At 71.2% G+C, this 25,284-nt stretch carries 26 protein-coding genes and 1 tRNA gene; 17 read left to right on the plus strand and 10 right to left on the minus strand.

The annotated features are described in order from the left end of the window. Positions 1 to 146 precede the first annotated feature (146 nt). Positions 147 to 899, minus strand: coding sequence for a Crp/Fnr family transcriptional regulator (locus tag COGEMETH_RS08830; protein ID WP_238182225.1), 753 nt, complete (start codon positions 897 to 899; stop codon positions 147 to 149). 247 nt (positions 900 to 1,146) lie between these two features. On the opposite strand from COGEMETH_RS08830, the gene COGEMETH_RS08835 reads away from it, so the two are divergent. The 5 genes from COGEMETH_RS08835 to lysA all read left to right on the plus strand — a co-directional run bounded on the left by COGEMETH_RS08835 (position 1,147) and on the right by lysA (position 4,680). Then, a complete protein-coding gene (locus COGEMETH_RS08835) occupies positions 1,147 to 1,602 on the plus strand; it encodes a hypothetical protein (protein WP_238182226.1) in 456 nt (151 codons plus the stop codon). An 11-nt stretch (positions 1,603 to 1,613) separates the two neighbouring features. Then, on the plus strand, positions 1,614 to 2,297 hold the full coding sequence (locus tag COGEMETH_RS08840) for a hypothetical protein (RefSeq protein ID WP_238182249.1): 684 nt from the start codon (positions 1,614 to 1,616) through the stop codon (positions 2,295 to 2,297). Between the two features lie 121 nt (positions 2,298 to 2,418). Beyond that, on the plus strand, positions 2,419 to 2,697 hold the full coding sequence (locus COGEMETH_RS08845; RefSeq protein WP_238182227.1) for a 3',5'-cyclic-nucleotide phosphodiesterase: 279 nt from the start codon (positions 2,419 to 2,421) through the stop codon (positions 2,695 to 2,697). A 168-nt stretch (positions 2,698 to 2,865) separates the two neighbouring features. Further along, the gene (lptM, locus tag COGEMETH_RS08850; RefSeq protein WP_238182228.1) at positions 2,866 to 3,207 is read left to right on the plus strand and encodes an LPS translocon maturation chaperone LptM; all 342 of its coding nucleotides are present in this window, start codon (positions 2,866 to 2,868) and stop codon (positions 3,205 to 3,207) included. A gap of 204 nt (positions 3,208 to 3,411) precedes the next feature. Continuing rightward, positions 3,412 to 4,680, plus strand: coding sequence for a diaminopimelate decarboxylase (gene lysA / locus COGEMETH_RS08855; protein WP_238182229.1), 1,269 nt, complete (start codon positions 3,412 to 3,414; stop codon positions 4,678 to 4,680). Between the two features lie 83 nt (positions 4,681 to 4,763). Here the strand turns inward: lysA and COGEMETH_RS08860 are convergent, their stop codons facing one another. Continuing rightward, entirely contained in the window at positions 4,764 to 5,768 is a 1,005-nt protein-coding gene (locus COGEMETH_RS08860) for a hypothetical protein (protein ID WP_238182230.1), read from the minus strand. 411 nt (positions 5,769 to 6,179) lie between these two features. Between COGEMETH_RS08860 and dnaK the strand changes: the two genes are divergently transcribed. From dnaK to COGEMETH_RS08880, 4 genes are all read left to right on the plus strand, one after another. Further along, entirely contained in the window at positions 6,180 to 8,099 is a 1,920-nt protein-coding gene (gene dnaK / locus COGEMETH_RS08865) for a molecular chaperone DnaK (protein ID WP_238182231.1), read from the plus strand. 327 nt (positions 8,100 to 8,426) lie between these two features. Continuing rightward, a complete protein-coding gene (gene dnaJ, locus COGEMETH_RS08870; RefSeq protein ID WP_238182232.1) occupies positions 8,427 to 9,581 on the plus strand; it encodes a molecular chaperone DnaJ in 1,155 nt (384 codons plus the stop codon). 161 nt (positions 9,582 to 9,742) lie between these two features. Next, positions 9,743 to 10,372, plus strand: a complete 630-nt coding sequence (locus COGEMETH_RS08875) for a class I SAM-dependent methyltransferase (protein ID WP_238182233.1) — start codon at positions 9,743 to 9,745, stop codon at positions 10,370 to 10,372. Between the two features lie 119 nt (positions 10,373 to 10,491). Next, entirely contained in the window at positions 10,492 to 10,806 is a 315-nt protein-coding gene (locus COGEMETH_RS08880; protein ID WP_238182234.1) for a hypothetical protein, read from the plus strand. Positions 10,807 to 11,067: 261 nt separating this feature from the next. On the opposite strand, the gene COGEMETH_RS08885 is transcribed toward COGEMETH_RS08880, so the two are convergent. Then, positions 11,068 to 11,143 (minus strand) — tRNA-Ile (locus COGEMETH_RS08885). Between the two features lie 88 nt (positions 11,144 to 11,231). Further along, a complete protein-coding gene (locus COGEMETH_RS08890) occupies positions 11,232 to 12,485 on the minus strand; it encodes an argininosuccinate synthase (RefSeq protein WP_238182235.1) in 1,254 nt (417 codons plus the stop codon). A 232-nt stretch (positions 12,486 to 12,717) separates the two neighbouring features. On the opposite strand from COGEMETH_RS08890, the gene COGEMETH_RS08895 reads away from it, so the two are divergent. From COGEMETH_RS08895 to COGEMETH_RS08930, 8 genes are all read left to right on the plus strand, one after another. Continuing rightward, positions 12,718 to 13,344, plus strand: coding sequence for a 2-hydroxychromene-2-carboxylate isomerase (locus COGEMETH_RS08895; protein WP_238182236.1), 627 nt, complete (start codon positions 12,718 to 12,720; stop codon positions 13,342 to 13,344). A 106-nt stretch (positions 13,345 to 13,450) separates the two neighbouring features. After that, positions 13,451 to 14,140, plus strand: coding sequence for a DsbA family protein (locus COGEMETH_RS08900; protein WP_238182237.1), 690 nt, complete (start codon positions 13,451 to 13,453; stop codon positions 14,138 to 14,140). A 521-nt stretch (positions 14,141 to 14,661) separates the two neighbouring features. Beyond that, positions 14,662 to 15,231 (plus strand): F0F1 ATP synthase subunit delta, encoded by a 570-nt coding sequence (locus COGEMETH_RS08905; protein ID WP_238182238.1) that lies wholly within the window; start codon positions 14,662 to 14,664, stop codon positions 15,229 to 15,231. Between the two features lie 79 nt (positions 15,232 to 15,310). Then, positions 15,311 to 16,843: a F0F1 ATP synthase subunit alpha gene (gene atpA / locus COGEMETH_RS08910; protein WP_238182239.1), complete on the plus strand. Its 1,533-nt coding sequence runs from the start codon at positions 15,311 to 15,313 to the stop codon at positions 16,841 to 16,843. 149 nt (positions 16,844 to 16,992) lie between these two features. Continuing rightward, positions 16,993 to 17,880, plus strand: a complete 888-nt coding sequence (locus COGEMETH_RS08915; protein ID WP_238182240.1) for a F0F1 ATP synthase subunit gamma — start codon at positions 16,993 to 16,995, stop codon at positions 17,878 to 17,880. 47 nt (positions 17,881 to 17,927) lie between these two features. Then, positions 17,928 to 19,385, plus strand: coding sequence for a F0F1 ATP synthase subunit beta (gene atpD, locus COGEMETH_RS08920; protein WP_238182241.1), 1,458 nt, complete (start codon positions 17,928 to 17,930; stop codon positions 19,383 to 19,385). Positions 19,386 to 19,389: 4 nt separating this feature from the next. Continuing rightward, positions 19,390 to 19,638, plus strand: coding sequence for a hypothetical protein (locus COGEMETH_RS08925; protein WP_238182242.1), 249 nt, complete (start codon positions 19,390 to 19,392; stop codon positions 19,636 to 19,638). A gap of 77 nt (positions 19,639 to 19,715) precedes the next feature. Beyond that, positions 19,716 to 20,117, plus strand: coding sequence for a F0F1 ATP synthase subunit epsilon (locus COGEMETH_RS08930; RefSeq protein WP_238182243.1), 402 nt, complete (start codon positions 19,716 to 19,718; stop codon positions 20,115 to 20,117). A gap of 65 nt (positions 20,118 to 20,182) precedes the next feature. On the opposite strand, the gene COGEMETH_RS08935 is transcribed toward COGEMETH_RS08930, so the two are convergent. The 6 genes from COGEMETH_RS08935 to COGEMETH_RS08960 all read right to left on the minus strand — a co-directional run. Then, a complete protein-coding gene (locus COGEMETH_RS08935) occupies positions 20,183 to 21,427 on the minus strand; it encodes a CCA tRNA nucleotidyltransferase (RefSeq protein WP_238182244.1) in 1,245 nt (414 codons plus the stop codon). Beyond that, on the minus strand, positions 21,427 to 21,684 hold the full coding sequence (locus COGEMETH_RS08940) for a DUF6111 family protein (protein ID WP_238182245.1): 258 nt from the start codon (positions 21,682 to 21,684) through the stop codon (positions 21,427 to 21,429). The genes COGEMETH_RS08935 and COGEMETH_RS08940 overlap by 1 nt, the downstream gene beginning before the upstream one ends. A 78-nt stretch (positions 21,685 to 21,762) precedes the next feature. Further along, the gene (locus tag COGEMETH_RS08945) at positions 21,763 to 22,461 is read right to left on the minus strand and encodes a CoA pyrophosphatase (RefSeq protein WP_238182246.1); all 699 of its coding nucleotides are present in this window, start codon (positions 22,459 to 22,461) and stop codon (positions 21,763 to 21,765) included. Next, the gene (locus COGEMETH_RS08950) at positions 22,458 to 23,045 is read right to left on the minus strand and encodes a DUF1285 domain-containing protein (protein WP_238182247.1); all 588 of its coding nucleotides are present in this window, start codon (positions 23,043 to 23,045) and stop codon (positions 22,458 to 22,460) included. Before COGEMETH_RS08950 ends, COGEMETH_RS08945 begins: the two co-directional genes overlap by 4 nt. 7 nt (positions 23,046 to 23,052) lie before the next feature. Beyond that, on the minus strand, positions 23,053 to 23,532 hold the full coding sequence (locus COGEMETH_RS08955; protein WP_238182248.1) for a PaaI family thioesterase: 480 nt from the start codon (positions 23,530 to 23,532) through the stop codon (positions 23,053 to 23,055). 599 nt (positions 23,533 to 24,131) lie between these two features. Then, positions 24,132 to 25,284 (minus strand): ATP-dependent helicase C-terminal domain-containing protein (locus COGEMETH_RS08960; protein WP_283214973.1); only part of this gene is annotated, 1,153 nt, incomplete at its 5' end.

The following is a 25,284-nucleotide window of genomic DNA, read 5'->3' on the forward strand; positions in this document are numbered from 1 at the left end:
GTATTTCGAGGTGTCCGAGAGCGCCGAGCCCCAGACGTCCGCCCCTAGAGCCGTGCCCGACCACGTTGGGTCGGGTCACGGCTCTCGGTCTTTGTTTTGACGCGCCCTTTCACGACGAACCGGTATCCAATTCGTCGGAGTGCGCTCTAGCGCGACGCGTGGTCGCGTGCGTCCGATCCCGCCCCCCGGCGGGGCGAGAGGTGCAGGTAGCCGGGATCGAAGTCGCAGAAGGTCTTGAGCCGGGGGACGCTCGGGACCTCCAGGCGGCGGTCCTTCAGGACGATCAGCCCCTGGCCGCGCAGGTCCTGCAGCACCCGGCTGACATGCACGTTGGACAGGCCCAGCAGGTCGCCGAGCTGGACCTGGCTGAAGGGCAGGACGAAGCCGTTCTCGCCCGCCCGCCCGACCACCTGGAGGCGCACCAGCATCTCGCAGAACAGGTGGGCCATCCGCCGGTCCCCCTCCCGCTGGCCGAGGTTGGTCAGCCAGGCGCGCAGGATGGATTCCTCGACCAGGGTCGCCCACCACAGGGCGCGGGCGATGCGCGAATGGCTGAGGATGAGGTCGTCCACCAGCCGCTGCGGCAGTTCGGCGACGTTGCCGGCCGTGAGCGCGGCGATGCTGTGGTCGCGCGAGCCCAGGATGGTCGCCTGGAGGTCGCAGAAATCGCCGGGCAGCATCAGGCCGACGATCTGGCGCCGCCCCTCGGGCAGGATCTTGTAGCGGTGGGCGAAGCCCTCGACCATGAGGTGGACCGTGTCGGGGTGCTCGCCCTCGTGGATGAGCACCTGCCCGGCCTCGACGGGCCTGGACTGGGCGGACAGGGACTCGATCACGGGCAGGTCCGCGTCCGTGAGGAGGCCGCTGCGCGAGAGCTTCAGGGTCAGTGGGGTCGGCATGGGGCTCCGGGCGGCTCGCGCAGGGCGCCCGGCACCCGCACGGCAAGGTCTCGAACGACACGGCTACGCTGCGGGGGCCGCGACGTTTCGTCAAGCGAGCGACGGCCCCGGGGACGGGGCGTGCGGGCAGGGCCGATGGCGAAAAAGGACCGCTCGCGGTCAAGGGGTTCATAACCGCGGCGTGGGCGATTCTAACACGGACCCGCTGCCGGACGAGTCCGGCGACTCCGCTTCCTGAAGGCTCGCGATGAGCACGATCTCCCGTCCATCCCCGTCCTACCTCCACGCCACCCAGCGCCGGCCGCCCTCCGAGAAGACCCGCCTGTCCTCGGCGATCGGCAGCGAGGTCTCGGCCGGCACGCTCGCCAGCGCGGACGTCACCGCCCTCGACGCGATCGATTCGAGCCTCACGGCCGACCGCAGCGCGGACGCCACCCCGGCGCGCGTCGTCCAGCAGCTCCAGTCGGCCCGGGCGAGCAACGCCGGCTACGCCGCGAGCGGCTCGGCGGGCAGCGGAACGCGGGCCTCGGCCGTCCTCTTCGACGTCCAGAGCCGAGGGCGTCCGGGGACCGGAACGGCGTACCGGCCCCCCGGGCGTCACGGCCGCGGCGGGGCGATTTCCCCCGCGCCGCCGACCTGGGCTAGAGTGGGCTCGCGTATGCGCCGGCCCGGTCCGGCCCGATGGACGAGCGTTCCCGCGTGATCGAAACCCTGATGATCTTCGCCCTGGGCTTCCTGGCGGCGAGCCTCGGCGGCCTCCTGGTGCTGCCGGCGGTCAACGCCCGCGCCGGGCGCCTGGCCCGCCGCCGGGCGGAGGCGGCGGTGCCCCTCTCCCCCGTGGAGATCGCCGCCGAGCGCGACTTCCTGCGGGCGCAGTTCGCCGTGCAGCAGCGCCGGCTGGAGCGGCGCGTCGAGGCCGTCCAGGCCCGGCGCCACGCCGACATGGCCGCCATCGGCGCGCGCACCATGGAGGCGGCGGCACTCGAGCGCACCGTGTCCGCCCGCGAGGCCGACCTCGCCGAGGCCGCGCGCCTGCGCACCCGCCTGGAGGGCGAGCTGGGGGCCGCCCGCGAGGACGGCACGGCGAGCCTCGCCACCCTGCGCGCCCTGGAGGAGGCCCATGCCGACCTCCTCGACGGCCTGCTCGCCGCCCGCCGCGAGCGGGCGGCGGCGGTCCCCCTTCGGCCGGAGACGGAGATTGCGGCGGAGGTGGACTCCCTGCGCGCCAGCCTCGCGGCCGCCGAGGAGGCCCTGGCCCAGGCGCTGGCCGCCCGCGGCGAGGGCATCGAGCGCGAGAACGCCGAGCTGCGCCGCCGCATCGGCGAGGTGGCCGACGTGCTGACCCGGCGCGATCACCTGCCCGCGGTCGCCGCCTTCCCCGCCTCGGCCCAGGCCTGAGCCCGCCGTCCGGGCCGGCGCGTGCGGGACGAAATCACGCGCCCGGTGCCTTGTTTCGACCACGCAAAGGCATCATCGGAGCGTCATCCCCTCGAGACCCGACAGACGGAAACCAGACCTGATGGCCTTGAAGCTCACGTCCCTCGCCCTCGCGGCCGCCCTCACCGTCGTCCTCGGCGCGCCCGCCTTCGCGACCCCGCCTGGCCCGCCGCAGACCAAGCGCGGCAACGAGACCCTGAAGAAGTACTGCACCGGCGACTACCTGAGCTATTGCGGCAACCTCGCCCCGGAGGACCCGGCCCTGGACGCCTGCTTCGAGAAGAACTGGAAGCAGCTCTCCGAGAACTGCCGCCGCGCCATCGACGCCTACCAGGCCACCAAGGGCAACAAGCGCGGCTGAGGCGATCGCCCTGGAGCGTCGGCTTATCCGAAAACCGGTCTCCCCGTTTCGGGCCGATGCCCCGGCCGCTCGGGAGCCGTGCGTCTGTTGCGCGCGCGTGCTCGCCTCCGGCCTCCGCAACGGCTAAGGTCGCGTCCCGTTCGATCGAGCCTGCCGGACCTTCGCGTGATGCTGCCGACCCGTGCCCTGACGCGCCTCGCCGTCGCCGGCCTCGTGATGCTCGCCCTCACGGCCTGCGGCCGGCGCGGCGCCCTCGAATCGCCGGAGGCGGCGGCACGGGCCCAGCGCAGCGCCGCGCAGGTGCCTGCCGGCCCCCGCGCCCTGCCGCAGAGCGTCGGCCTCGGCGGCGGCTCGGCCGAGGCGGACCCGGACGCGATCCGGGCCGGCGACGAACTCTCGGCCTCCGCCGTGCCGCCCTCCGGCACCGAGGCGCCGATCCAGACCAGCCGCGGCGCCAAGCGCGGCTACCGGATTCCGAAGGACCCGTTCATCCTCGACCCGCTGCTGTAGGGCGGGGCAATACCGCGTCTCCCTCCTCCCTCTGCGGGGGAGGGTGGGCCTCGCGTGAGCGAGGGTCGGGTGAGGGGAGCGCCATATCCGGCTAGCGTGCTCCCCGCTTCCGACTTCGCTCGCGGGCCACCCTCCCCCGCAGAGGGGGGAGGGAAGGGGCGCGAGCATACGAAAAAAACCGCGACGCAGGGCACGGCCGAGACGATGCACCATTTCCAGTACCGGGACGGCCGCCTGCACGCGGAGGACGTGGACCTGACGGGGCTCGCCGAGGACCTCGGCACCCCGTTCTACTGCTACAGCACCGCCACCCTGGAGCGGCACTACCGCGTGTTCGCCGAGGCGTTCGCGGGCGACGACCCCCTGGTGTGCTTCGCCATGAAGGCGAACTCGAACCAGGCCGTGCTGGCGACCCTGGCCCGCCGGGGCGCGGGCATGGACATCGTCTCGGAAGGCGAGTTGCGCCGCGCCCTCCAGGCCGGCGTCGACCCCCGGAGAATCGTGTTCTCGGGCGTCGGCAAGACCCGCGCGGAGATGGCCGCCGCCCTGAAGGCCGGGATCTACTGCTTCAACGTCGAGAGCGAGCCCGAGCTCCTCGCGTTGTCCGAGGTGGCGGCCGGCCTCGGCCTCGAGGCGCCGGTCTCGGTCCGCGTCAACCCGGACGTGGATGCCGGCGGCCACGCCAAGATCTCGACGGGCAAGTACGAGAACAAGTTCGGCATCCCCATCACCCGCGCGCCCGCCGTCTACGCCCTGGCGGCGACGCTTCCCGGCATCGCCGTGCACGGGGTGGACATGCATATCGGCAGCCAGATCACGGACCTCGCGCCGTTCGCGCACGCCGCGGGGCTGCTGGGGGGCCTCGCCCGCGACCTGCTCGCGGCCGGCCACCCCCTGCGCCACATCGATTTCGGCGGCGGCCTCGGCATCCCCTACCGCGACGACAACGCCCCGCCGCCGGACCCGGCGGCGCTGGCCGCGACCCTGCGCCCGCATTTCGCGCCGCTGTCCTTGCGCCCGGTCTTCGAGATCGGCCGGATGATCGCGGGCAATGCCGGCATCCTCGTGACCCGCGTCCTCTACGTGAAGCACAGCGAGGGCCGCACCTTCGTGATCGTGGACGCGGCGATGAACGACCTGATCCGCCCGACCCTCTACGAGGCCTACCACGCCCTCAAGCCGGTGGCGGAGGCAGCCCCCGACGCCCCCCGCATCACCGCGGACGTGGTCGGCCCGGTCTGCGAGACCGGCGACTACCTCGCCCTGAAGCGCGAGATGCCGGAGGTGGCGCCGGGCGACCTGATCGCGGTGATGACGGCCGGCGCCTACGGCGCGGTCCAGGCCGGCACCTACAACACCCGCCGCCTCGTGCCCGAGGTGCTGGTGCGCGGCACCGACGCGGCGGTGGTGCGCCCGCGCCAGACCTACGAAGAGCTGATCGGCCTCGACCGGGTGCCGGACTGGCTCGTCTGATACCAAGTCTCATAGGTGAGGACCTATGAGGTCCGGCGGACGGCCGCCGCCCCGCGGTCGCGGCGTGCGATCGCGAAAAGAGCCTATTCCGCCGCCGGGGCGCCGCCCGCGTCCGGGTTCATGCCCTCGACCGTGGGCTTGGGCCGGCGGGGCCGCGGGGCGGCCGAGGCGGTGGTGGGGGCGGCCGTGTTGGCGCCGAGCCGCGTGGCCAGCGCCAGCGCCCGGTTCTCGGTGACGCGCAGGTGGCAGAAGCCGTGGGCGCCCTCGCGGGAATAGGCGCGGCAGAGCTGCTCCCGATCGGAGGAGAAGGCCGCCTGCTCGGTCACGATCGGGCGGATGTCCTCCCGCCGGGCGCGCTGGGTCATCACCTTGTAGTTCTCGCGCACCGCCTTGTCGGCGACGCCGCGGGCCGTGTCGAACTCCGAGGAGCGCGGCAGCAGGGTCGCGCCGGCCGGCCCCCACAGGCCCGTGGGCGTGGTGGCGCAGTCGGCCGCCGAGAAGGTGCAGACCGGGTTGGGGCCCATCGTCGAGACCAGGAGGCCGCCCTCGGTCACCTCGAAGCGCAGGGGGCATTCGGCGGCCGCCGCCTCGAAGCGGGGCACGCCCTCGGGCCGCCCCTCCGCGGTCAGGGCCACCGGGTTGCCCGCCGACAGGGGCACCGTGCAGGATTCGGCCGGCTGCGAGATCTTGGTGCCCGGCAGCTTGATCCGCGCGGTCGTGGCGGTGCCGGCCCGCTCCAGCTTCAGGCTTCCGGCCAGCCCGTTGCGCAGCAGCTCCTGGCCGAGGATTCCGTCCTCGGAGGGGACCTTCAGCACCACCGGGCGCGCGGGCGCGGGCCTTGGCGCTTCGGCCGAAGGCGCCGCGGGATCGCCCGAGGGCAGGGGCGTGCCGGGGATCGGCTCGGAGGGGGAGGGCGCACCGTTGGGCACGCCGCGGGGCGGCACCGGGGGCTTGGCCGCCCGGCCGATCCCGAACAGCTCCTCGAAGAAGGACTGGGCCGCGGCGGGCTGCGGCAGGGCCAGCGCGGCGGCGAGCGCCAGGCAGGCCAGGGCCGGACGGCCTTGCGGGAATCTGCGGTTCGGACGCATCGGGTCCTTCGGGAACGCACGGTGTTCGAGGACGACGGCTTGCACCGGTGTCGGGCTTGACGAACCGTTAACACGCCATCGATGGCGCGGGCGTGGCAGCGGAGCAACAAAATCCATGGCCCTCGGCCCGGCCCGGGCGCGCCACGGGCGCGATCTCCCCATCCCCGCAACGGGATAGCCGGATGTCGAGCCGGCGCCGCGCTTCGTCTTGCGGCCCCGCACCGACCTTCTTATATGCCGATCGACGCGGGATTAAGCGCTGGATTTCAGCCGTTCGCGGCCCCTGATCCGGCCCACGTCCCATAATCACATCTTCTTCGTTCACCGCCAGTTCTTCGTCCACTGCCATGGGCCGAGCTGCTTCGGGGCTCGGCGGTCTGCTTGATCGCAAACAACATAAGGGATCCCGCCATGGGTAAAGTCATCGGTATCGACCTCGGCACCACCAATTCCTGCGTGGCCGTGATGGAAGGCGCGCAGCCCAAGGTCATCGAGAATTCGGAAGGCGCCCGCACCACGCCCTCCATCGTCGCCTTCCTCGACGACGGCGAGCGCCTCGTCGGCCAGCCGGCCAAGCGCCAGGCCGTCACCAACCCGGAACACACCTTCTTCGCCATCAAGCGTCTCGTGGGCCGCACCTACGACGACCCGATGACCCAGAAGGACAAGGGCCTCGTGCCCTACAAGATCGTGCGCGGCGACAACGGCGACGCCTGGGTCGAGGCCGACGGCAAGAAGTACTCGCCCTCGCAGATCTCCGCCTTCACCCTTCAGAAGATGAAGGAGACCGCCGAGTCCCACCTCGGCCAGCCGGTGACGCAGGCCGTCATCACGGTGCCCGCCTACTTCAACGACGCCCAGCGCCAGGCCACCAAGGACGCCGGCCGGATCGCCGGCCTCGAAGTCCTGCGCATCATCAACGAGCCGACGGCCGCCGCGCTCGCCTACGGCCTCGACAAGAAGAAGGCCGGCACCATCGCGGTCTACGACCTCGGCGGCGGCACCTTCGACGTGTCGATCCTCGAGATCGGCGACGGCGTGTTCGAGGTGAAGTCCACCAACGGCGACACCTTCCTCGGCGGCGAGGACTTCGACAACCGCGTGGTCGAGTACCTGACCGCCGAGTTCAAGAAGGAGCAGGGCATCGACCTGACCAAGGACAAGCTCGCCCTCCAGCGCCTCAAGGAGGCCGCCGAGAAGGCCAAGATCGAGCTGTCCTCGGCCACCCAGACCGAGATCAACCTGCCCTACATCACCGCCGACGCCACCGGGCCGAAGCACCTCGCGCTCAAGCTCAGCCGCGCCAAGTTCGAATCGCTCGTGGACGACCTCGTCCAGCGCACGATCGAGCCCTGCCGCAAGGCCCTCAAGGACGCCGGCGTCACCCCGGCCGAGATCGACGAGGTGGTGCTGGTCGGCGGCATGATCCGCATGCCCAAGATCCAGGAGGTGGTGAAGTCCTTCTTCGGCAAGGAGCCCCACAAGGGCGTCAACCCGGACGAGGTCGTGGCCATCGGCGCGGCCGTCCAGGCCGGCGTGCTCCAGGGCGACGTGAAGGACGTGCTGCTGCTGGACGTGACCCCGCTGTCGCTGGGCATCGAGACCCTGGGCGGCGTGTTCACCCGGCTCATCGACCGCAACACCACGATCCCGACCAAGAAGTCCCAGACCTTCTCCACGGCCGAGGACAACCAGAACGCGGTCACGATCCGGGTCTTCCAGGGCGAGCGCGAGATGGCCGCCGACAACAAGCTGCTCGGCCAGTTCGACCTGATGGGCATCCCGCCGGCACCCCGCGGCATGCCGCAGATCGAGGTGACCTTCGACATCGACGCCAACGGCATCGTCAACGTGACGGCCAAGGACAAGGCGACGAACAAGGAGCACCAGATCCGCATCCAGGCCTCGGGCGGCCTCTCGGACGCGGACATCGACCGGATGGTCAAGGACGCCGAGGCCAATGCCGAGGCCGACAAGCGCCGCCGCGAGCTGGTCGAGGTCAAGAACCAGGGCGAGAGCCTGATCCACGCCACCGAGAAGTCGGTCAAGGAGTACGGCGACAAGGTGAGCGAGGCCGACAAGGGCGGCATCGAGACCGCGATGACGGCGCTGCGCACCGCGCTGGAAGGCGAGGACGTGGAGACCATCAAGGCCCGCACCACGGACCTGATGCAGGCCTCGATGAAGCTCGGCGAGGCGATGTACGCGGCCAGCCAATCCGGCCCCGAGGGCGGCCCGGAGGCGGCGGCCGGCACCGAGAAGAAGAAGGACGACGTCATCGACGCCGACTTCCAGGAAGTGGACGAGAAGGACCAGAAGAAGCGGGCCTGATCGTCGGGTAGACCGAGCGCGGGTCCTCCCTCCCCCCTTTTCGGGGGAGGGTGGGCCTCGCGTAAGCGAGGGTCGGGAGAGGGGAGCAACGGTTCCGGATGCGACGCTCCCCTCTCCCGACTTAGCTCGCGGGCCACCCTTTCCCGCAGAGGGGAGAGGGCTGGTACCGACAGAACGCCACAGGCCGAAAAATTCGCCACCGTCGCCGGCGCGCCGCAGCCGGGCCGGCAGGCTGCGTGCTAGAGCGGCCTCCTGCGTGTCCGGAAGGCTTTTGCGAATCGGCCGTCCCGTCCGGCGGGGCGCGGACGAGGGGTTTCGAGGCAAGGCATGTCGAAGCGCGACTATTACGAGGTCCTGCAGGTCGCCAAGACCGCGACCGAGGGCGAGATGAAGGTCGCCTTCCGCAAGCTCGCGATGACCTTCCACCCGGACCGCAATCCCGGCGACAAGGAAGCCGAGATCAAGTTCAAGGAGATCAACGAGGCCTACCAGTGCCTCTCGGACGGCCAGAAGCGGGCCGCCTACGACCGCTTCGGCCACGCCGCCTTCAGCCAGGGCGGCGCACCCGGCGGCCCCGGATTCGGCAACGAGTTCGGCGACTTCATGTCGGACATCTTCGACAACTTCTTCGGTGACGGCCGCGGCGGCGGGCCCCAGACCCGGGGCGGCCGGAGCGCGGCACCGGGCCGCGAGCGCGGGGCGGACCTGCGCTTCAGCCTGGAGATCACCCTGGAGGAGGCCTTCGCCGGCAAGGCCGAGACGATCCGCATCCCCACCTCCATCACCTGCGAGACCTGCGCCGGCACGGGCGCCAAGCCCGGCTCCAAGCCGCGCACCTGCCAGACCTGCGCCGGCTACGGCCGGGTGCGGGCGGCGCAGGGGTTCTTCGCCATCGAGCGCACCTGCCCGAACTGCCACGGCCGCGGCGAGATCGTGGAAGACCCCTGCGCCTCCTGCGCCGGGGCGGGCCGCGTCAACCGCGAGCGCACCCTCTCGATCAACGTGCCGGCCGGCGTCGACGACGGCCTGCGCATCCGGCTGACCGGCGAGGGCGAGAGCGGCCTGCGCGGCGGCCCGGCCGGCGACCTCTACGTCTTCCTCTCGATCAAGCAGCACGCCTTCTTCCAGCGGGACGGGGCCGACCTGTTCTGCCGCGTGCCGATCTCGATGGTCACAGCGGCGCTTGCCGGCGAGGTCACCGTGCCGGTGATCGACGGCACCCAGACCCAGGTGCGCATCCCCGCCGGCACGCAGACGGCCAAGCAGTTCCGCATCAAGGGCAAGGGCATGCCGGTGCTGCGCGCCCGCGAGGTCGGCGACCTCTACATCCAGGTCTTCGTCGAGACCCCGCAGAACCTGACCAAGCGCCAGCGGGAACTCCTCCAGGAGTTCGACCAGTCGGCCTCCGACGACAACCACCCCGAGAGCGCCGGCTTCTTCTCCAAGGTGAAGGACTTTTTCGGCGGGGCCGCGCGGACGTGAGTGCGCCGGAAAGACGGCCCGGATCGAATCCACCGGCGTGCGGTTATGCTGTTTGGTTTCGTGACGTGACCGGGCGGCCATAGGCGGCCGGGCTCCTTGACTGTAGGACGGCTTCGTCGTCTAGCCATTCATTCTCATTCGGATTCGAAGGAAGCCCGGTCTTGCCGCCGCTACGTCGTTCCAGCGCGAAAGCCCAGACCGCGAAGCTGACGCCGCGGCGCGATCCGCTGGAGGACGAGGCGCGGTTCCTGCGCTCCTGGTTCGAGCGCCCGCTCGTCACCGGCGCGGTGACGCCGTCCGGCAAGATGCTGGCCCGGACCATGGCCGCCTACGTCGACCCGCGCCGCGACGGGCCGGTGGTCGAGCTCGGCCCCGGCACCGGCCCGGTCACCGAGGCGCTCATCCGCCGCGGAATCGCTCCCAAGCGCCTGATCCTGGTGGAGTTCAACCCGGATTTCTGCGCCCTGCTGCGCCGCCGCTTTCCCGGCGTCACCGTGGTGCGGGGCGACGCCTACGACATCCGCCGGAGCGTGGCCGACATCCTCTCGGAGCCGGCCGCCGCCACGGTGTCGAGCCTGCCCCTGTTCACCAAGCCCCTGGAGCAGCGCCTCGACCTGCTCAACACCGCCCACGACCTGATGCATCCGGGCGCGCCCTTCGTGCAGTTCACCTACGCCGTGGTGCCGCCGATCCCGGCCCGGTGCGCGGCCGGCAGCTACACGGCCAGCGGCTCCAACCGGGTCTGGCTCAACCTGCCCCCGGCCCGCGTCTGGGTCTACCGCCGGCCCTGATCCGCAATCGCCCCTGAGCGCCGGGCTCACCTCCCGTTCATGCGCCGGGGCCGATCCTGTCTCCACGACCCCGCGGACGATCCGTTCCGCGGGCTCCATCGACGGAGCAGGAGACCTCCATGAGCATCATCCCGACCCGCGGCCGCAGCGTGCTGGCCGCCCTGGCGCTCGCCGCCGGCCTCGGCCTGGCCGCACCCGCCGTCCAGGCGGCGCCCTTCACCCCCGGCGCGATCGCGGGCGAGGCGGACGTCGTCCAGGTCCAGTACGGCCACGGATACGGCCACCGCCACGGCGGCTACGGCCACCGCCCCCGCCACTTCGGCGGCCACCACCACGGTTGGGGCGGCCGTCACCATGGCTGGGGTGGTCGCCACCACGGCTGGGGCGGGCGCCATCACCACCACCGCGGCCACGGCTTCGGCCACCGCTGGTAGGACGGACGGGGCCGGCGCATCGCGCCGGCCTCTTTTCGGACTGGCCCCTCCCGATGTCGGCCCTGCCGCGTGCCGCGATCGGCGCAGACATCACAGGGGCGGGTCTTCGAGGCAGCCCCGAACGCAGGCTCCCTCTCCCCACCCGCGGACCGACGGATGTCCTAGTCGGGACGACGTGGACCCACGACGGCGCGACGGACCCGTCGCGGTCACAGAGCCCGGCGGGGCAGGTCCGGATCGGGTCGCTGAGAGGGAGAATGGTGGTGGGCCCGGCAGGACTCGAACCTGCAACCAGACCGTTATGAGCGGTCGGCTCTAACCATTGAGCTACAGGCCCCGCCATGCGCGGGCGCAGCCGGAACGATACCGTATCCGCCCTGCGGCGTCATCAGGGACGATGCCTCGCGGGCGCTTCGGCGGCCGTCTCAGGCGCCGTCGCGCTTCTTGCGCTGGGCCAGGGTGCGCAGGCGCAGTGCGTTGAGCTTGATGAAGCCCGCCGCGTCCCGGTGGTCGTAGGCCACGGCGCCCTCCTCGAAGGTGACGAGGTCCTGGTCGTAGAGCGAGTGCGGGCTGGTGCGGCCGATGACGTGGACGCCGCCCTTGTAGAGCTTCAGCCGGACCGCGCCGGTGACGTGCTCCTGGCTCTTGTCGATCAGCGCCTGCAGCATCTCGCGCTCGGGCGAGAACCAGAAGCCGTTGTAGATCAGCTCCGCGTATTGCGGCATCAGCTGGTCCTTGAGATGGGCGGCACCCCGGTCCAGCGTGATCGATTCGATGGCGCGGTGGGCCGGCAGCAGGATGGTGCCGCCGGGCGTCTCGTACATGCCGCGGCTCTTCATGCCGACGAAGCGGTTCTCGACGAGGTCGAGCCGGCCGATGCCGTTGTCGTGGCCGAGCTGGTTGAGCCTGGCCAGCAGCGAGGCCGGCGAGAGCGCCTGCCCGTCGATGGAGACGGCATCGCCCTTCTCGAAGCCGATGGTGACGATGGTGGGCGTGTCGGGGGCCTCCTCGGGGGAGATCGTCCGCGAGAAGACGTAGTCCGGCACCTCGTCGGCCGGGTCCTCCAGCACCTTGCCCTCGGAGGAGGCGTGCAGGAGGTTGGCGTCCACCGAGAACGGGCTCTCGCCGCGCTTGTCCTTGGAGATCGGGATCTGGTGCTGTTCGGCGAAGGCGATCAGCTGCTCGCGGCTCTTCAGGTCCCATTCGCGCCACGGCGCGATCACCGTCACGTCGGGCTTGAGGGCGTAGTAGCCGAGCTCGAACCGGACCTGGTCGTTGCCCTTGCCGGTGGCCCCGTGGCAGACCGCGTCCGCCCCGACCCGCTCCGCGATCTCGATCTGCTTCTTGGCGATGAGCGGCCGGGCGATCGAGGTGCCCAGCAGGTAGACGCCCTCGTAGACGGCGTTGGCCCGGAACATCGGGAAGACGTAGTCGCGCACGAACTCCTCGCGCAGGTCCTCGATGAAGATGTTCTCAGGCTTGATGCCGAGGAGTTCCGCCTTGCGGCGGGCCGGCTCCAGCTCCTCGCCCTGGCCGAGGTCGGCGGTGAAGGTGACGACCTCGCAGCCGTAGGTGGTCTGGAGCCACTTGAGGATGATCGAGGTGTCGAGGCCACCGGAATAGGCGAGCACCACCTTCTTCACGGGCTTGGCGTCGGTGCCGGTGCGGGTGTCGGACATGGACGGCCTTCGGGTGTCGGCGGCGGGGCGGGGTCGCGGCGGCTTATCGCGGAGGCCGGCGGCCTGCAACCGCCGTGCCGGATCGGACGTTCGATGCACGCGCGGACACGACCGACCTGCCTCGCCCCGGCCATGCAGGGGTGCGAGACTTGCCTCTACGAGACTTGCCTGTCGAGGACCTCGCCCGTGCGAGCCCCCGCGTTTGGAAGCCACGACCGGAGATGCGGACCCCATGACGCGCCAGCCGACCATCGAGTTCTGGTACGAGTTCGCCTCCACCTACTCCTATCTCGCCGCGACGCGGATCGAGGCCGCCGCCGCGGCGGCCGGCGTCTGCGTGCGCTGGCGGCCCTTCCTGCTCGGGCCGATCTTCGCGGCCCAGGGCTGGACCACCTCGCCGTTCAACCTCTACCCGGCCAAGGGCCGCAACATGTGGCGCGACCTGGAGCGCGAGGCCGCCCGCCTCGGCCTGCCCCCCGTGACCCGCCCCGACCCCTTCCCGCAGAACAGCCTCAGCGCCACGCGGGCCGCCCTGCTGGGCCAGGACCAGGATTGGCTGATCCCGTTCTCGAAGGCGGTCTACGGGGCGTGCTTCGCCGAGGGGCGCTCCATCGCCGAGCCGTCCGCGGTCATCGAGATCCTGAACGGCCTCGGCCTCGACGGCACCCAGACCGTGAAGGCGGCAGCCCTCGAGGCCAACAAGACCCGGCTGCGGGTGGCGGGCGAGGAGGCGCGCTCCCGCGGCATCTACGGGGCGCCGACCTTCCTCACCGAGGACGGCGAACTGTTCTGGGGCAACGACCGCCTGGAGCAGGCCCTGAGCTGGGCCGTCGGGGACCGGCCGGGCGGGATGCGCTGACGGGCCGCCGGCACCCCGCTTCGTGAACGCGCCCCGGTGGCCCCGGGGCGGGATTGGTGCTTAGAGACGCCGGCGTCACCACGGATACCGGCCCGGACATCACGGCATGCGTTACGATCGACGGCATTTCCTCACCGGCCTGGCCGTGGCCGGGCTCGGCGTCTCCGCCCCGGCGCGCGCCCAATCCTACGGGCAGGCGGTGGCGGTGAACGGCGACGACGGCAAGGCGGTGGCCAACGCGGTCCTGCCCGGCGAGATCACCGGGCAGTTGCCGGCCCTGCGCGGCGTCACCTATGTCGGCCCGCGCGAGGGCGAGACGACCCTCTACGAGTTCTTCGACTTCAACTGCCCCTATTGCCGCAAGGCCGCCGCCGACCTGGTCTCCCTGAACGCCGCCGATTCCGGCCTGCGCCTCGGCCTGGTCCACAACCCGATCCTGTCCCCGCAATCGGCCCAAGCCGCCAAGGTGGCGCTCGCGGTGCAGCGCAGGCTCGGCTCGGAGGCCGCCTGGACCCTCTACCGCACCCTTCTGGGCAGGCCCGGCCGCATCGACGGCCCCGGCGCCCTGACCGCCGCGGCGGCGCTGGGCGTGCCCGCGGCCGAGGTCGAGGGAATCGCCGACAGCGAGGAGGTGCGCCTGGCCCTCAAGAGCCACATGCGGATCGCGGCCGACCTCGGCCTCTACGCCACCCCCTCCTACGTGCTGGGCAATGCCGGCATCCTCGGCCATCCGGGCGCCCGTGCGATGGCCAAGATGATCGCCAGCACCCGCCGCTGCGACCGCCTCGCCTGCTGAGGCGACCGGATTTACTCGTCTGCGCGTGGGGTTAACCGGAAAGCTCGGTCGAAGCGCCGGGCGGCCCCCTCTCCCGTGCGGGAGAGGGTTGGGGTGAGGGACGAAGGTCTTTCCGGAGAAGTCGCATCCCTCACCCTGTCCCTCTCCCGCACGGGAGAGGGGACCCGCGCCTCGTCGCCCATCCTCGCGAGATGTTATGAGTACGGGAGCCTGCTGAGGACGGCCCTGGGCCGCCGGCCGCCGCTGGGGTGCTCGGCGAGTCCGAAAATAACCCGGTCCCCGCGCAGCGGGAACGGGCCGCCCCGTCGTCTCCGGCCGGCCCTGCGCCGCGTGCGAGGCGGGCCCGCTCGCCTTGCGCACCTCCGGCCGCCATGCTAGGCGGTCGCCGCGTCGGCGGGAGGGCTTCGAGCGTCCCTGATCCTGCCGGCGCAATCCCATTTCCCACGGTCTCCGTACCGGGCCCCCGTCGTCGGGCGCGGCCCGGCCGGGACCGGCGGGCAAGGCTTAAGCGAGAGCGGCGGGTGGCGCAGAACGGTTCCGAAGGTCCCCTGGTCGCGGGCGTGGCAGGCCGCTACGCGTCGGCCCTGTTCGAGCTGGCCCGCGACGAGCGTCAGGTCGATGCGGTCGCCGAGGGGCTGGAACGCTTCGATGCCATGCTCAAGGAGAGCGCGGACCTCCGCCGCCTCGTGCGCAGCCCGGTCTTCTCCGGCGAGGAGCAGGCCGCCGCCATCGGCGCCGTCCTCGCGAAGGCGGAGATCGGGGGCCTCGCCGGGAACTTCATCCGCCTCTCGGCCGCCAACCGGCGCCTGTTCGCCCTGCCCGGCATGATCGCGGCCTTCCGCGTCCTGGTCCGGGCCTCCAAGGGCATCGTCCAGGCCGAGGTGCGCGTCGCCGAGAAGCCCTCCGACGCCGTGCTGGAAGAGATCAAGGCGTCGCTGCGCGAGGTCGCCAAGTCCGACGTCGACGTGGACCTGCACGTGGACCCGAGCCTGATCGGCGGCATCGTCGTCAAGATGGGCAGCCGCATGGTCGACGCCTCCCTGCGGACCAGGCTCAACGGCATTCGTCTCGCGATGCGGGAAGCCCGGTAGGCCGTCCGGACAGGACGCCCGCCGCTCCCGACATCACCCCGCTACAAAACCGAAACATCCGAACCGAGAAGGCCCGACGATGGACATCCGCGCCGCCGAGATCTCCGCGATCCTGAAAGAGCAGATCAAGAACTTCGGCGAGGAAGCCGAGGTCTCGGAGGTCGGCCAGGTCCTGTCCGTCGGCGACGGCATCGCCCGCGCCTACGGCCTCGACAACGTCCAGGCCGGCGAGATGGTCGAGTTCGAGTCGGGCGTGCGGGGCATGGCCCTCAACCTCGAGCAGGACAACGTCGGCATCGTGATCTTCGGCTCCGACCGCGAGATCAAGGAAGGCCAGACCGTCAAGCGCACCGGCGCCATCGTGGACGTGCCGGTCGGCAAGGGCCTGCTCGGCCGCGTGGTGGACGGCCTCGGCAACCCGATCGACGGCAAGGGCCCGATCCAGTCCGACGAGCGCCGCCGGGTGGACGTGAAGGCGCCGGGCATCATCCCGCGCAAGTCCGTGCACGAGCCGATGGCCACCGGCCTCAAGGCCGTCGACGCCCTGATCCCGGTCGGCCGCGGCCAGCGCGAGCTGATCATCGGCGACCGCCAGACCGGCAAGACCGCGATCGTCCTCGACACGATCCTGAACCAGAAGCCCGGCCATGCCGCCGGCGGCGACGAGAAGTCCCGGCTCTACTGCATCTACGTCGCCATCGGCCAGAAGCGCTCGACGGTGGCCCAGTTCGTCAAGGTGCTGGAAGACCAGGGCGCGCTCGAATACTCGATCATCATCGCCGCCACCGCCTCGGACGCCGCGCCGATGCAGTTCATCGCGCCGTTCGCCGGCTGCGCCATGGGCGAGTATTTCCGCGATAACGGCATGCACGCCGTGATCTCGTACGACGACCTGTCCAAGCAGGCCGTGGCCTACCGCCAGATGTCGCTGCTGCTGCGCCGCCCGCCGGGCCGCGAGGCCTATCCCGGCGACGTGTTCTACCTGCACTCGCGCCTGCTGGAGCGCGCCGCCAAGATGGGTGACGCCGCCGGCAACGGCTCGCTGACCGCGCTGCCGGTCATCGAGACCCAGGCCAACGACGTCTCGGCCTACATCCCCACCAACGTGATCTCGATCACCGACGGCCAGATCTTCCTCGAGACCGACCTGTTCTACCAGGGCATCCGCCCGGCGGTGAACGTCGGCCTCTCGGTCTCGCGGGTGGGCTCCTCGGCCCAGACCAAGGCGATGAAGAAGGTCGCCGGCAAGATCAAGGGCGAGCTCGCCCAGTACCGCGAGATGGCCGCCTTCGCCCAGTTCGGCTCCGACCTCGACGCCTCGACCCAGCAGCTCCTCAACCGCGGCTCGCGGCTCACCGAACTCCTGAAGCAGCCGCAATTCTCGCCGCTGAAGATGGAGGAGCAGGTCGCCGTGATCTATGCCGGCGTCAACGGCTACCTCGACAAGCTGCCGGTGGCCAAGGTCCGCCCGTTCGAGGACGCGCTGCTCTCGGCGCTGCGCTCCAAGCACCAGGACCTGCTCACCGCGATCCGCGATTCCAAGGACCTGTCCGACGACAGCGCCGCCAAGCTCAAGAGCGTGGTGGAGAGCGTGGTGAAGTCGCTGAACTGAGGCATCGTCCCCTCCCCCTTGCGGGGAGGGGTTAGGGGTGGGGGTGGTGCGGACGGCACCGTGGAGCCTCATCCGGAACCACCCCCACCTCCGGCTCCTCCCCGCAAGGGGGAGGAGAGGCCCTTGTCGAACGATCTGGACGCTGCCCGATGGCGAGTTTGAAGGATCTGCGCAACCGCATCACCTCGGTGAAGGCGACGCAGAAGATCACCAAGGCCATGCAGATGGTCGCCGCCGCCAAGCTCCGGCGCGCGCAGAACGCGGCCGAGAGCGGCAGGCCCTACGCCGAGAAGATGGCGGGCGTGCTCGGCAACCTGGCCGGGAACCTCGTGGCCGGCGTCGGCGCCCCCAAGCTCCTCTCGGGCACCGGTGCCGACCAGACCCACCTGCTGGTGGTCTGCACCGGCGACCGCGGCCTGTGCGGCGCCTTCAACTCCTCGATCGCGCGGCTGGCCCGCAGCCATGCCGACAGGCTCAAGGCCGAGGGCAAGACCGTCAAGATGATGACGGTGGGCAAGAAGGGCCACGACGTCCTGCGCCGCCAGTTCCGCGAGCAGATCGTCGCGTCCCGGGACATCCGCGGCAACCGGCCGGTGGATTACGACTTCGCCGCCGAGATCGCCGACCAGATCCTCACCCGATTCGATGCGGGCGAGTTCGACGTGGCGACCCTGTTCTTCTCCGAGTTCCGCTCGGTGATCTCGCAGATCCCGACCGCGCAGCGCCTGATCCCGGCCGAACTGCCGGAGGACGCCGAGAGCACCACCGGCGCGCCGGCCGATTCCGCCCTGGAGTTCGAGCCCTCCGAGGAGGCGATCCTCGAGACGCTGCTGCCGAAGAACCTGACGGTCCAGGTCTACCGGGCGCTCCTCGAGAACGCGGCCTCGGAGCAGGGCGCCCGCATGAGCGCCATGGATTCCGCCACGCGCAACGCGGGCGAGATGATCAAGAAGCAGACGCTGATCTACAACCGCACGCGTCAGGCCATGATCACCAAGGAACTGATCGAAATCATCTCGGGCGCCGAGGCCCTCTAGGGGCCTCCGGCATTCCGACCGCACAGCTTTGAAGGGCAACGCACACCATGGCTAACACCGCGACCCCCGGCGCCGGCTCCAACAAGGTCGGCAAGATCACCCAGGTCATCGGCCCCGTCGTCGACGTGCAGTTCGACGGCCACCTGCCGGAGATCCTGAACGCGCTGGAGACCAAGAACAACGGCGCCCGCCTCGTCCTCGAGGTCGCGGCCCAGCTCGGCGAGAGCACCGTGCGCTGCATCGCCATGGACACCTCGGAAGGCCTGACCCGCGGCCAGGAATGCACGGATACCGGCGAGCCGATCAAGGTTCCGGTCGGCCACAACACGCTCGGCCGCATCATGAACGTCATCGGCGAGCCGATCGACGAGGCCGGCCCGATCCAGTCGGACACCCTGCGCGCGATCCACCAGCCCGCCCCGTCCTACACCGACCAGTCGACCGAGTCGCAGATCCTCGTCACCGGCATCAAGGTGGTGGATCTGCTCGCCCCCTATGCCAAGGGCGGCAAGATCGGCCTGTTCGGCGGCGCCGGCGTCGGCAAGACCGTGCTAATCATGGAGCTGATCAACAACATCGCCAAGGTGCACTCGGGCTACTCGGTCTTCGCCGGCGTGGGCGAGCGTACCCGCGAGGGCAACGACCTCTACCACGAGATGATCGAGTCCAAGGTCAACATGGACCCGAAGGAGAACAACGGCTCGGCCGAGGGCTCCAAGTGCGCCCTGGTCTACGGCCAGATGAACGAGTCCCCCGGCGCCCGCTCCCGCGTGGCGCTGACCGGCCTGACCATCGCCGAGGATTTTCGCGACCAGGGCCAGGACGTGCTGTTCTTCGTCGACAACATCTTCCGCTTCACCCAGGCCGGTTCCGAGGTCTCGGCGCTGCTCGGCCGCATCCCCTCGGCCGTGGGCTACCAGCCGACGCTCGCCACCGACATGGGCGCGCTCCAGGAGCGCATCACCACCACCAACAAGGGCTCGATCACCTCTGTGCAGGCGATCTACGTGCCGGCCGACGATCTGACCGACCCGGCGCCCGCCACCTCCTTCGCCCACCTGGACGCCACCACGACGCTGTCCCGCTCGATCGCCGAGAAGGGCATCTACCCGGCCGTGGACCCGCTCGACTCCACCTCGCGCATGCTCTCCCCCGCCATCCTCGGCGAGGAGCATTACGACGTGGCCCGCCGCGTCCAGCAGACCCTCCAGCGCTACAAGTCGCTCCAGGACATCATCGCCATCCTGGGGATGGACGAGCTGTCCGAGGAGGACAAGCTGACGGTCGCCCGCGCCCGCAAGATCGAGCGCTTCTTCTCGCAGCCCTTCTCGGTGGCCGAGATCTTCACCGGCTCGCCGGGCATCCAGGTGCCGCTGGAAGACACCATCAAGGGCTTCAAGGGCCTGGTGAACGGCGATTACGACGACCTGCCGGAGGCGGCGTTCTACATGGTCGGCACCATCGAGGACGCCAAGGAGAAGGCCAAGAAGCTGAAGGCCGCCTGAGCCCGTGAACGCCAAGATCGTGCTTCTGGTCGTCGGCCTCCTGGCCGGCGGCCTCGTCGGCTACCTCACCCGGCCCCAGGCCGCCGAGATCAAGATCGGGCCGCTCTCCGTCGAGGTGCAGGGCGATCGCCCGGCCGGAGCGCGCGGCGGCGAACTGACCACCGGCCAGATGCAGCATGTCGGCATCTTCGCGGTGATCGGCGCGCTCGCCGGCTTCGGGCTCGGCTTCGTCGCCGACCGGCGCAGGGCGTGATCGACTCCGCGGGCGTGCCGTCGTTTTCGGTGGCGCGCCGGCCCAACTGACGTATCGCCACCGGGAATTTCGAGCTCATGGCCACCTTCCACTTCGATTTCGTCGGCCCCGAGCGGACGCTGTATTCCGGCGAGGTCGAGTCGTTGCAGCTTCCCGGCACCGAGGGCGAGATGACGGTGCTCGCCGGCCACGCGCCGGTGCTGACCTCCCTGCGGGTCGGCGTGATCGTCGTCACCGAGCGTCCCGGCAGCGGCAAGCGCATCTACGTCCGCGGGGGCTTTGCCGATATCGGCCCCACCGGCGTCACCGTGCTGGCCGAGCGCGCCGCGCCGATCGAGGAGCTGACGCCCGAATCCCTCGACAAGGACATCGAGGCGGCCGAGCTTCAGCGCGACGCCACCGAGGACCTGCAGAAGCGGGAAGAGCTGAACGGCCAGATCGTCCAACTCCAGGAAACCAAGAACCTGCTCAGGCTCTGACAAGAGCCTGTCGCACACGAAAAACCCGCCGGATCGCCCTCAAGGGACGGTCGCAGCGGGTTTTTTCATGGCTCCGCCGCCCGGATCGCGTGCGCGAGCAGGGCGGCGACCGAATCCGGATCGACCGGGCAGCCACGGTCCAGCCAGAGCCTGCGTGCCGCATCCAAGCCGCGCCCGACCCGCGGGCCCGCCGGCACGCCGGCTGCCACGAGGTCGGCACCCGCCAGCGGCAGGACCGGGACGGTCCCGGTCCTCCGCAACGCGGCAAGCGCCTCGCGCGCCGTCCCGGCGATCGCCGGGCGCGGCTCGCCTGCCACCGCCGCGAGCACGCCCGAGACGGCCGCCAGCCCGTGCTCGGCCGCCAGCGCGCGTAAACCGTCGCCGCCGATCTCCGTGCGGCTCTGGCTTGCCGCGAGGGCATCCGCATAAGCCGACAGGGCCGCGAACTCGGCCTTGGACAGCCGCAGCCGATCCTGGAGACGGGCCGCATCCTCCCGGCTCGCGACGGCGAGGGCCGCGAGCCGCATCGGCACGCCCTCGCCGGCCGCCATCGATCGTGACAGGCGGCCCACCTCGCCCACGCCGCCGGTGATGCGGGCGAGCAGGCCGGTCTCGCTCAAGGTCTCGACCATCGCGAGGGCGCCGGGTGCCGCAAGGAGCTTGAGGAACTCGGCACGGACGCGTTCGTGCGAGAGCCGCCCCAGGCTCTCGCGGGCTGACACGCAAGCGGAGAGGCCCGCCGCGTCCGGCGCGCCGCGGCCGAACCGGGCGTGGAAGCGGAAGAAGCGCAGGATGCGCAGGGCGTCCTCGCGGATGCGCGCGGCCGGATCGCCGATGAAGCGCACGCGGCCCTGTTCCAGGTCGGCGACCCCGCCGGTGGTGTCGTGCAACTGCGCGTCCGCCCCGAGGGAGAGGGCGTTGACGGTGAAGTCCCGCCGCTCGGCATCGCGCCGGAAATCGCCGCCGAAGCGGACCAATGCATGGCGGCCGTCGGTCTCCACGTCCTCGCGCAAAGTCGTGACCTCGACCGGCTCGGAGGCCACGACCAGGGTCACCGTCCCGTGCGCGATCCCCGTGGGCACGGCCTTGAGCCCGGCTCTTTTCGCACAGGCGATGACCTCGGCCGGCAGGAGCGTGGTGGCGAAGTCGACGTCGGCGGCCTGCGTGCCGAGCAGCGCGTCGCGGACGCAGCCGCCGACGAGCCGGGTCTCGGCGCCGGGGATCGCGAGCGCGGCCAAAGCCGTTCGCACCGCCTCCCGCGCCAGCAGGCGCTCCAGCCCGGCGCGATCCAGGGGCGGGCCGGCGTCCATCAGCGGAACTGTCCCGGCACCAGCCGCCCGTTCTCCATGTGGGAGGGGACGTAGCCGGTGGCGCTGCGCTCCGAGAACAGGCCGGACCAGACCAGGGAGGCGATCACGACCAGGAGCCCCGCCAGCACCAGGCGGACGAGGTGCGCGTCCCAGTGCACCCGGCGCAAGGGGTTGCGGCCGGCGAGCACGAGGTAGGCGAAGAACACGGCGAACGGGATGAGGAAGAGACCGAATTCTTCCAGGACGCGACGCAGCATGGATGGGTCAGACAGGTTGGGCGGGAGCCGATGCGGGCCAACGGATATGGTGTCCCGCCGACGATCGTGGGACGCCGTTCAGGGGCAGACCGCCCCGTTCTCGCAGAGATTCGGCTCGGCGGCACGGGCGGCCTCGCACAGGCGGTCGCGCAGGTTGTGGAGGATGCCGGCGGTGACGCCCCAGATCATCCGCTCGCCGAAGGGCAGGGTGTAGAAGTAGCGCTGCCGCCCCTGCCAGGTGCGGGAGCGCAGGACGTAGCGCGCCCGGTCCATCGGGACGGCGAGCGGCACCTCGAAGATGTCGGCCACCTCCGCCGGGTTCGGCACGAGCCGGGCCGCCGGATCGACCAGCCCGATCACCGGCACCACGAGGAAGCCCGTGGCCGAGAGGTAGGGGTCGAGGTAGCCGAGCATGCGCACGGCGGCGGGCGGCAGGCCGATCTCCTCCTCGGCCTCGCGGAGCGCGGCCGCGAGCGGCGTGGCGTCGGCCGGATCGATCTTGCCGCCGGGGAGCGCGATCTGTCCCGAATGGTCGCGCAGGTGCGCGGCGCGCTGGGTCAGGATCAGGAACAGCCCCTCCGGCCGGGCGACGACGGGCACGAGCACGGCCGCCCGGCGATGGGGCGGGGGCGGGATCACGGCGGCGCCGTCCGGATCGAGCCGGTGGTCGCCCTGCGGGTTCGAGGTCGGGTCCGCAGGCCCCGGCGGCTCGGGCGAGAGCCCGGCGGCGGCACGCGCCAGGAAGTCGCGCAGGTCCGCGTCCGCAGGCTGGCTCACGCCGCCTCGGCCGGCGCGATGGGGTGGAACAGGCCGCCCGCCTGGAGGCCGAACCAAAGCTGCCCGTCCACCTCCCGCTCCTCGCCCAGCTCCACCAAGTCGTAGGTCAGCGCCCGCGTCACCAGCGCCCAGAGGCCGCGCCGGACGTGGAGATAGGGGCGCAAGGCCCCGTCCGCGCCCTGCTCGAAGCGCAGGGTGTGCTCGGCATCGACGGGCACGAGGTCGTCCACGTTGGTGCGGAAGCTGATGCGGCGGCCCTCGCCGTCCCCGTCCACCGCCATCTCCACGGCGACGAAGGCGGCGTCCTCTACCGTGATGCCGACGCGCTCCACCGGCGTCACCAGCACCACCTGCCCGTCCGGCTCACGCCGGAGGATGGTGGAGAACAGCTTCACCATCTTGGCGCGGCGGATCGGGGTGCCGTCGTGGAACCAGGTCCCGTCCGCGGCGATCCGCATGTCGATCATGCCGCAATAGGGCGGGTTCCACGTCTCCACCGGCGGCAGGCCTCGCTTGGGCAGGCTGCCGAGCGCCGCGCCGAGGCGGCTCAGGGTCGGGTCCTCGGAGGTCGTGTCCTGGCTCATGCGCCCATCAGATAGCGCCCGGTCCGGCATCGGACACGGGTCGGCCGGTCTCGGGGCGCCGCCGCAGGATCTTCCAGACGCCGGTGGCGGTGGCGATCAGGCGCTGGCCCTCGCGCAGGTCGGTGCGCAGGAAGACCAGGGAGCCCGTGCGCTTGACCACCTGCGGCAGCACCTCGATCCAGTCGCCGAGGCGGGCGACGTCGACGAACTGCATCTCCATCTGGATGGTGACGCAGTTGGCCCCGTCGGCTGCGCGCATCGCGGTCTCGCCCAGGGCCCGGTCGGCGAAGCTCATCAGCATGCCGCCATGCACCACCTCGATCAGGTTGGCGTGGATGCGCGCCGCGCGGAAGGCATAGGCGCCGTCGCCCGCCCGCCGGTAGACGGGGCCGACATGGGCGATGAAGCCGGCATCCCGGATCGGCTCCCAGCCCTGGCTGCGCGGGTCGGGGAAGGCGGGATCGCTCGTGGGGGATGTGCTGTCCATGTCGCCTCGACGGTGTTCGGGCCGGTGGCTTGCGCGACGGAGGACGTTGACGGGCTCCAGGCCGTTCAGCGACACACCGCGGCACCTGCTCAGAAGCGTGATTCAGGCCATGTCAATGCTGATTGTGTGGACAAAACCACGGGGGCGTGCGATTTTTTCCTCAAACTGTGGGTATCTGGCAGGGGGGTCCCTTTCGTTAAGAGACACGCATTTCCTGCCGGGTTATGAACGAGACGTTGGACGAACCTTCCGGTCACGAAGGCTCCGGGGCACGCGGAGCTTGCGGCGAAGTAGCCGAACGCCGCCGATGAGTAGGCGGACCGGAAGGAGGTGATGAGATGTGATCGGGTTCCCGATCGCGGTGACGTTCACCGCAACGAAAACGCGAGATGGCTGGCAATTCGCCATCCACCTCGCGCTGATCTGAGCAAGATCGTCCAATAAAGAGGGCTCGCGGGCGGCCACCCGCGGGCTCTCACTCCACATTATGTAATGCGACTTGCCTGAATGCAAACGGCTGCGAACGCCTACGGACACCCGCGGACGCGATAGCCGACGATCACCCGACAACCCGGATTCCTTCCGCGCATCGCAATGGATCACGTCCCGCGGGGCTTGGCCCGCCGCGTCGGCGGTGCGGCGACGGGGTCCTCCGGCCAAGGGTGGCGCGGGTAGCGCCCGCGCATCTCGCTCCGCACCGCGCTCCAGGAGCCGCGCCAGAAGCCGGGCAGGTCGCGGGTGATCTGCACCGGGCGGTGGCCGGGGGAGAGCAGGTGGAGGACCAGCGGCACCCGGCCGCCGATCACCGGATGCCGGTCGAGGCCGAACAGTTCCTGCACCCGCACCGCCAGGACGGGGCCGCCCTCGGCGGCGTAGTCGATCGGGATGCGCGAGCCGGTGGGCACCTCCACGTGGGTCGGCGCCTCGGCCTCGAGCCGGCTCCTCAGGGGCCACGGCAGCAGGGCGTGGAGCGCCTGCCCGAGGTCGTCCGCGCTCACCCCGTCGAGGCTCGTGCGGCCGAGGATCGCCGGGGCGAGCCAGTCCGTGACGTCCGCCGCCAGCGCTTCGTCCGAGAGGTCGGGCCACTCCGTCCCTTCCGCGTCGCGCAGGAAGCGGATGCGGGCGCGCCACTGCGTCAGCGCCGGGGTCCAGGGCAGGCGGTCGAGGCCGATCCCGGCGATCCCGCGGGCGAGGATGGCGGCCGAGGCGGCGTCCCGCGGCACCGGCAGGGTGCGCTCCCCGAGGGTGACCGCGCCGAGGCGGCGCAACGCCCGGGCGCGGAGCGCCAGCGCCTCGGGATCGAACGCGACCAGCGTCGCGGACTCGATCCGATCGGCAAAGCCGGCCTCGATCGCCTCCGGGGTGATCGCGGCCGCCGCCAGGATGCGGGCGTTGCCGGCCGCCCCCACGATGTCGGCGACCACGAGGAAGGGGTGGCGGGCGAGCGGCGAGGCGGGGTCGACCCGCCCGGCCCGGCCGTTGGCCATCACGAACTCGCCCTCGCGCCCGCGGGCCCTGGCGATCCGGTCGGGATAGGCCAGCGCCAGCAGCGGGCCGGCCTCGGCCGGGCCCGGTTCCTGCGCGCCCCCGGCCGTCCGGGCCCAGCCCTGCGCCAGGCGCCGCATGTCGGCGGCCCGCTGCCCGCGGTCGCGCAGGAAGCGCTCCACCCGCGCGTCGAGGTCGATCCCGTCGCCGCCCAGGCCCCGCTCCACCAGGGTCGCGGCGAGGTCGGCGGCCTGGCGCGCCAGGCCC

The sequence above is a fragment of the Methylobacterium trifolii genome (assembly GCF_022179685.1).
Lineage (GTDB): Bacteria > Pseudomonadota > Alphaproteobacteria > Rhizobiales > Beijerinckiaceae > Methylobacterium > Methylobacterium trifolii.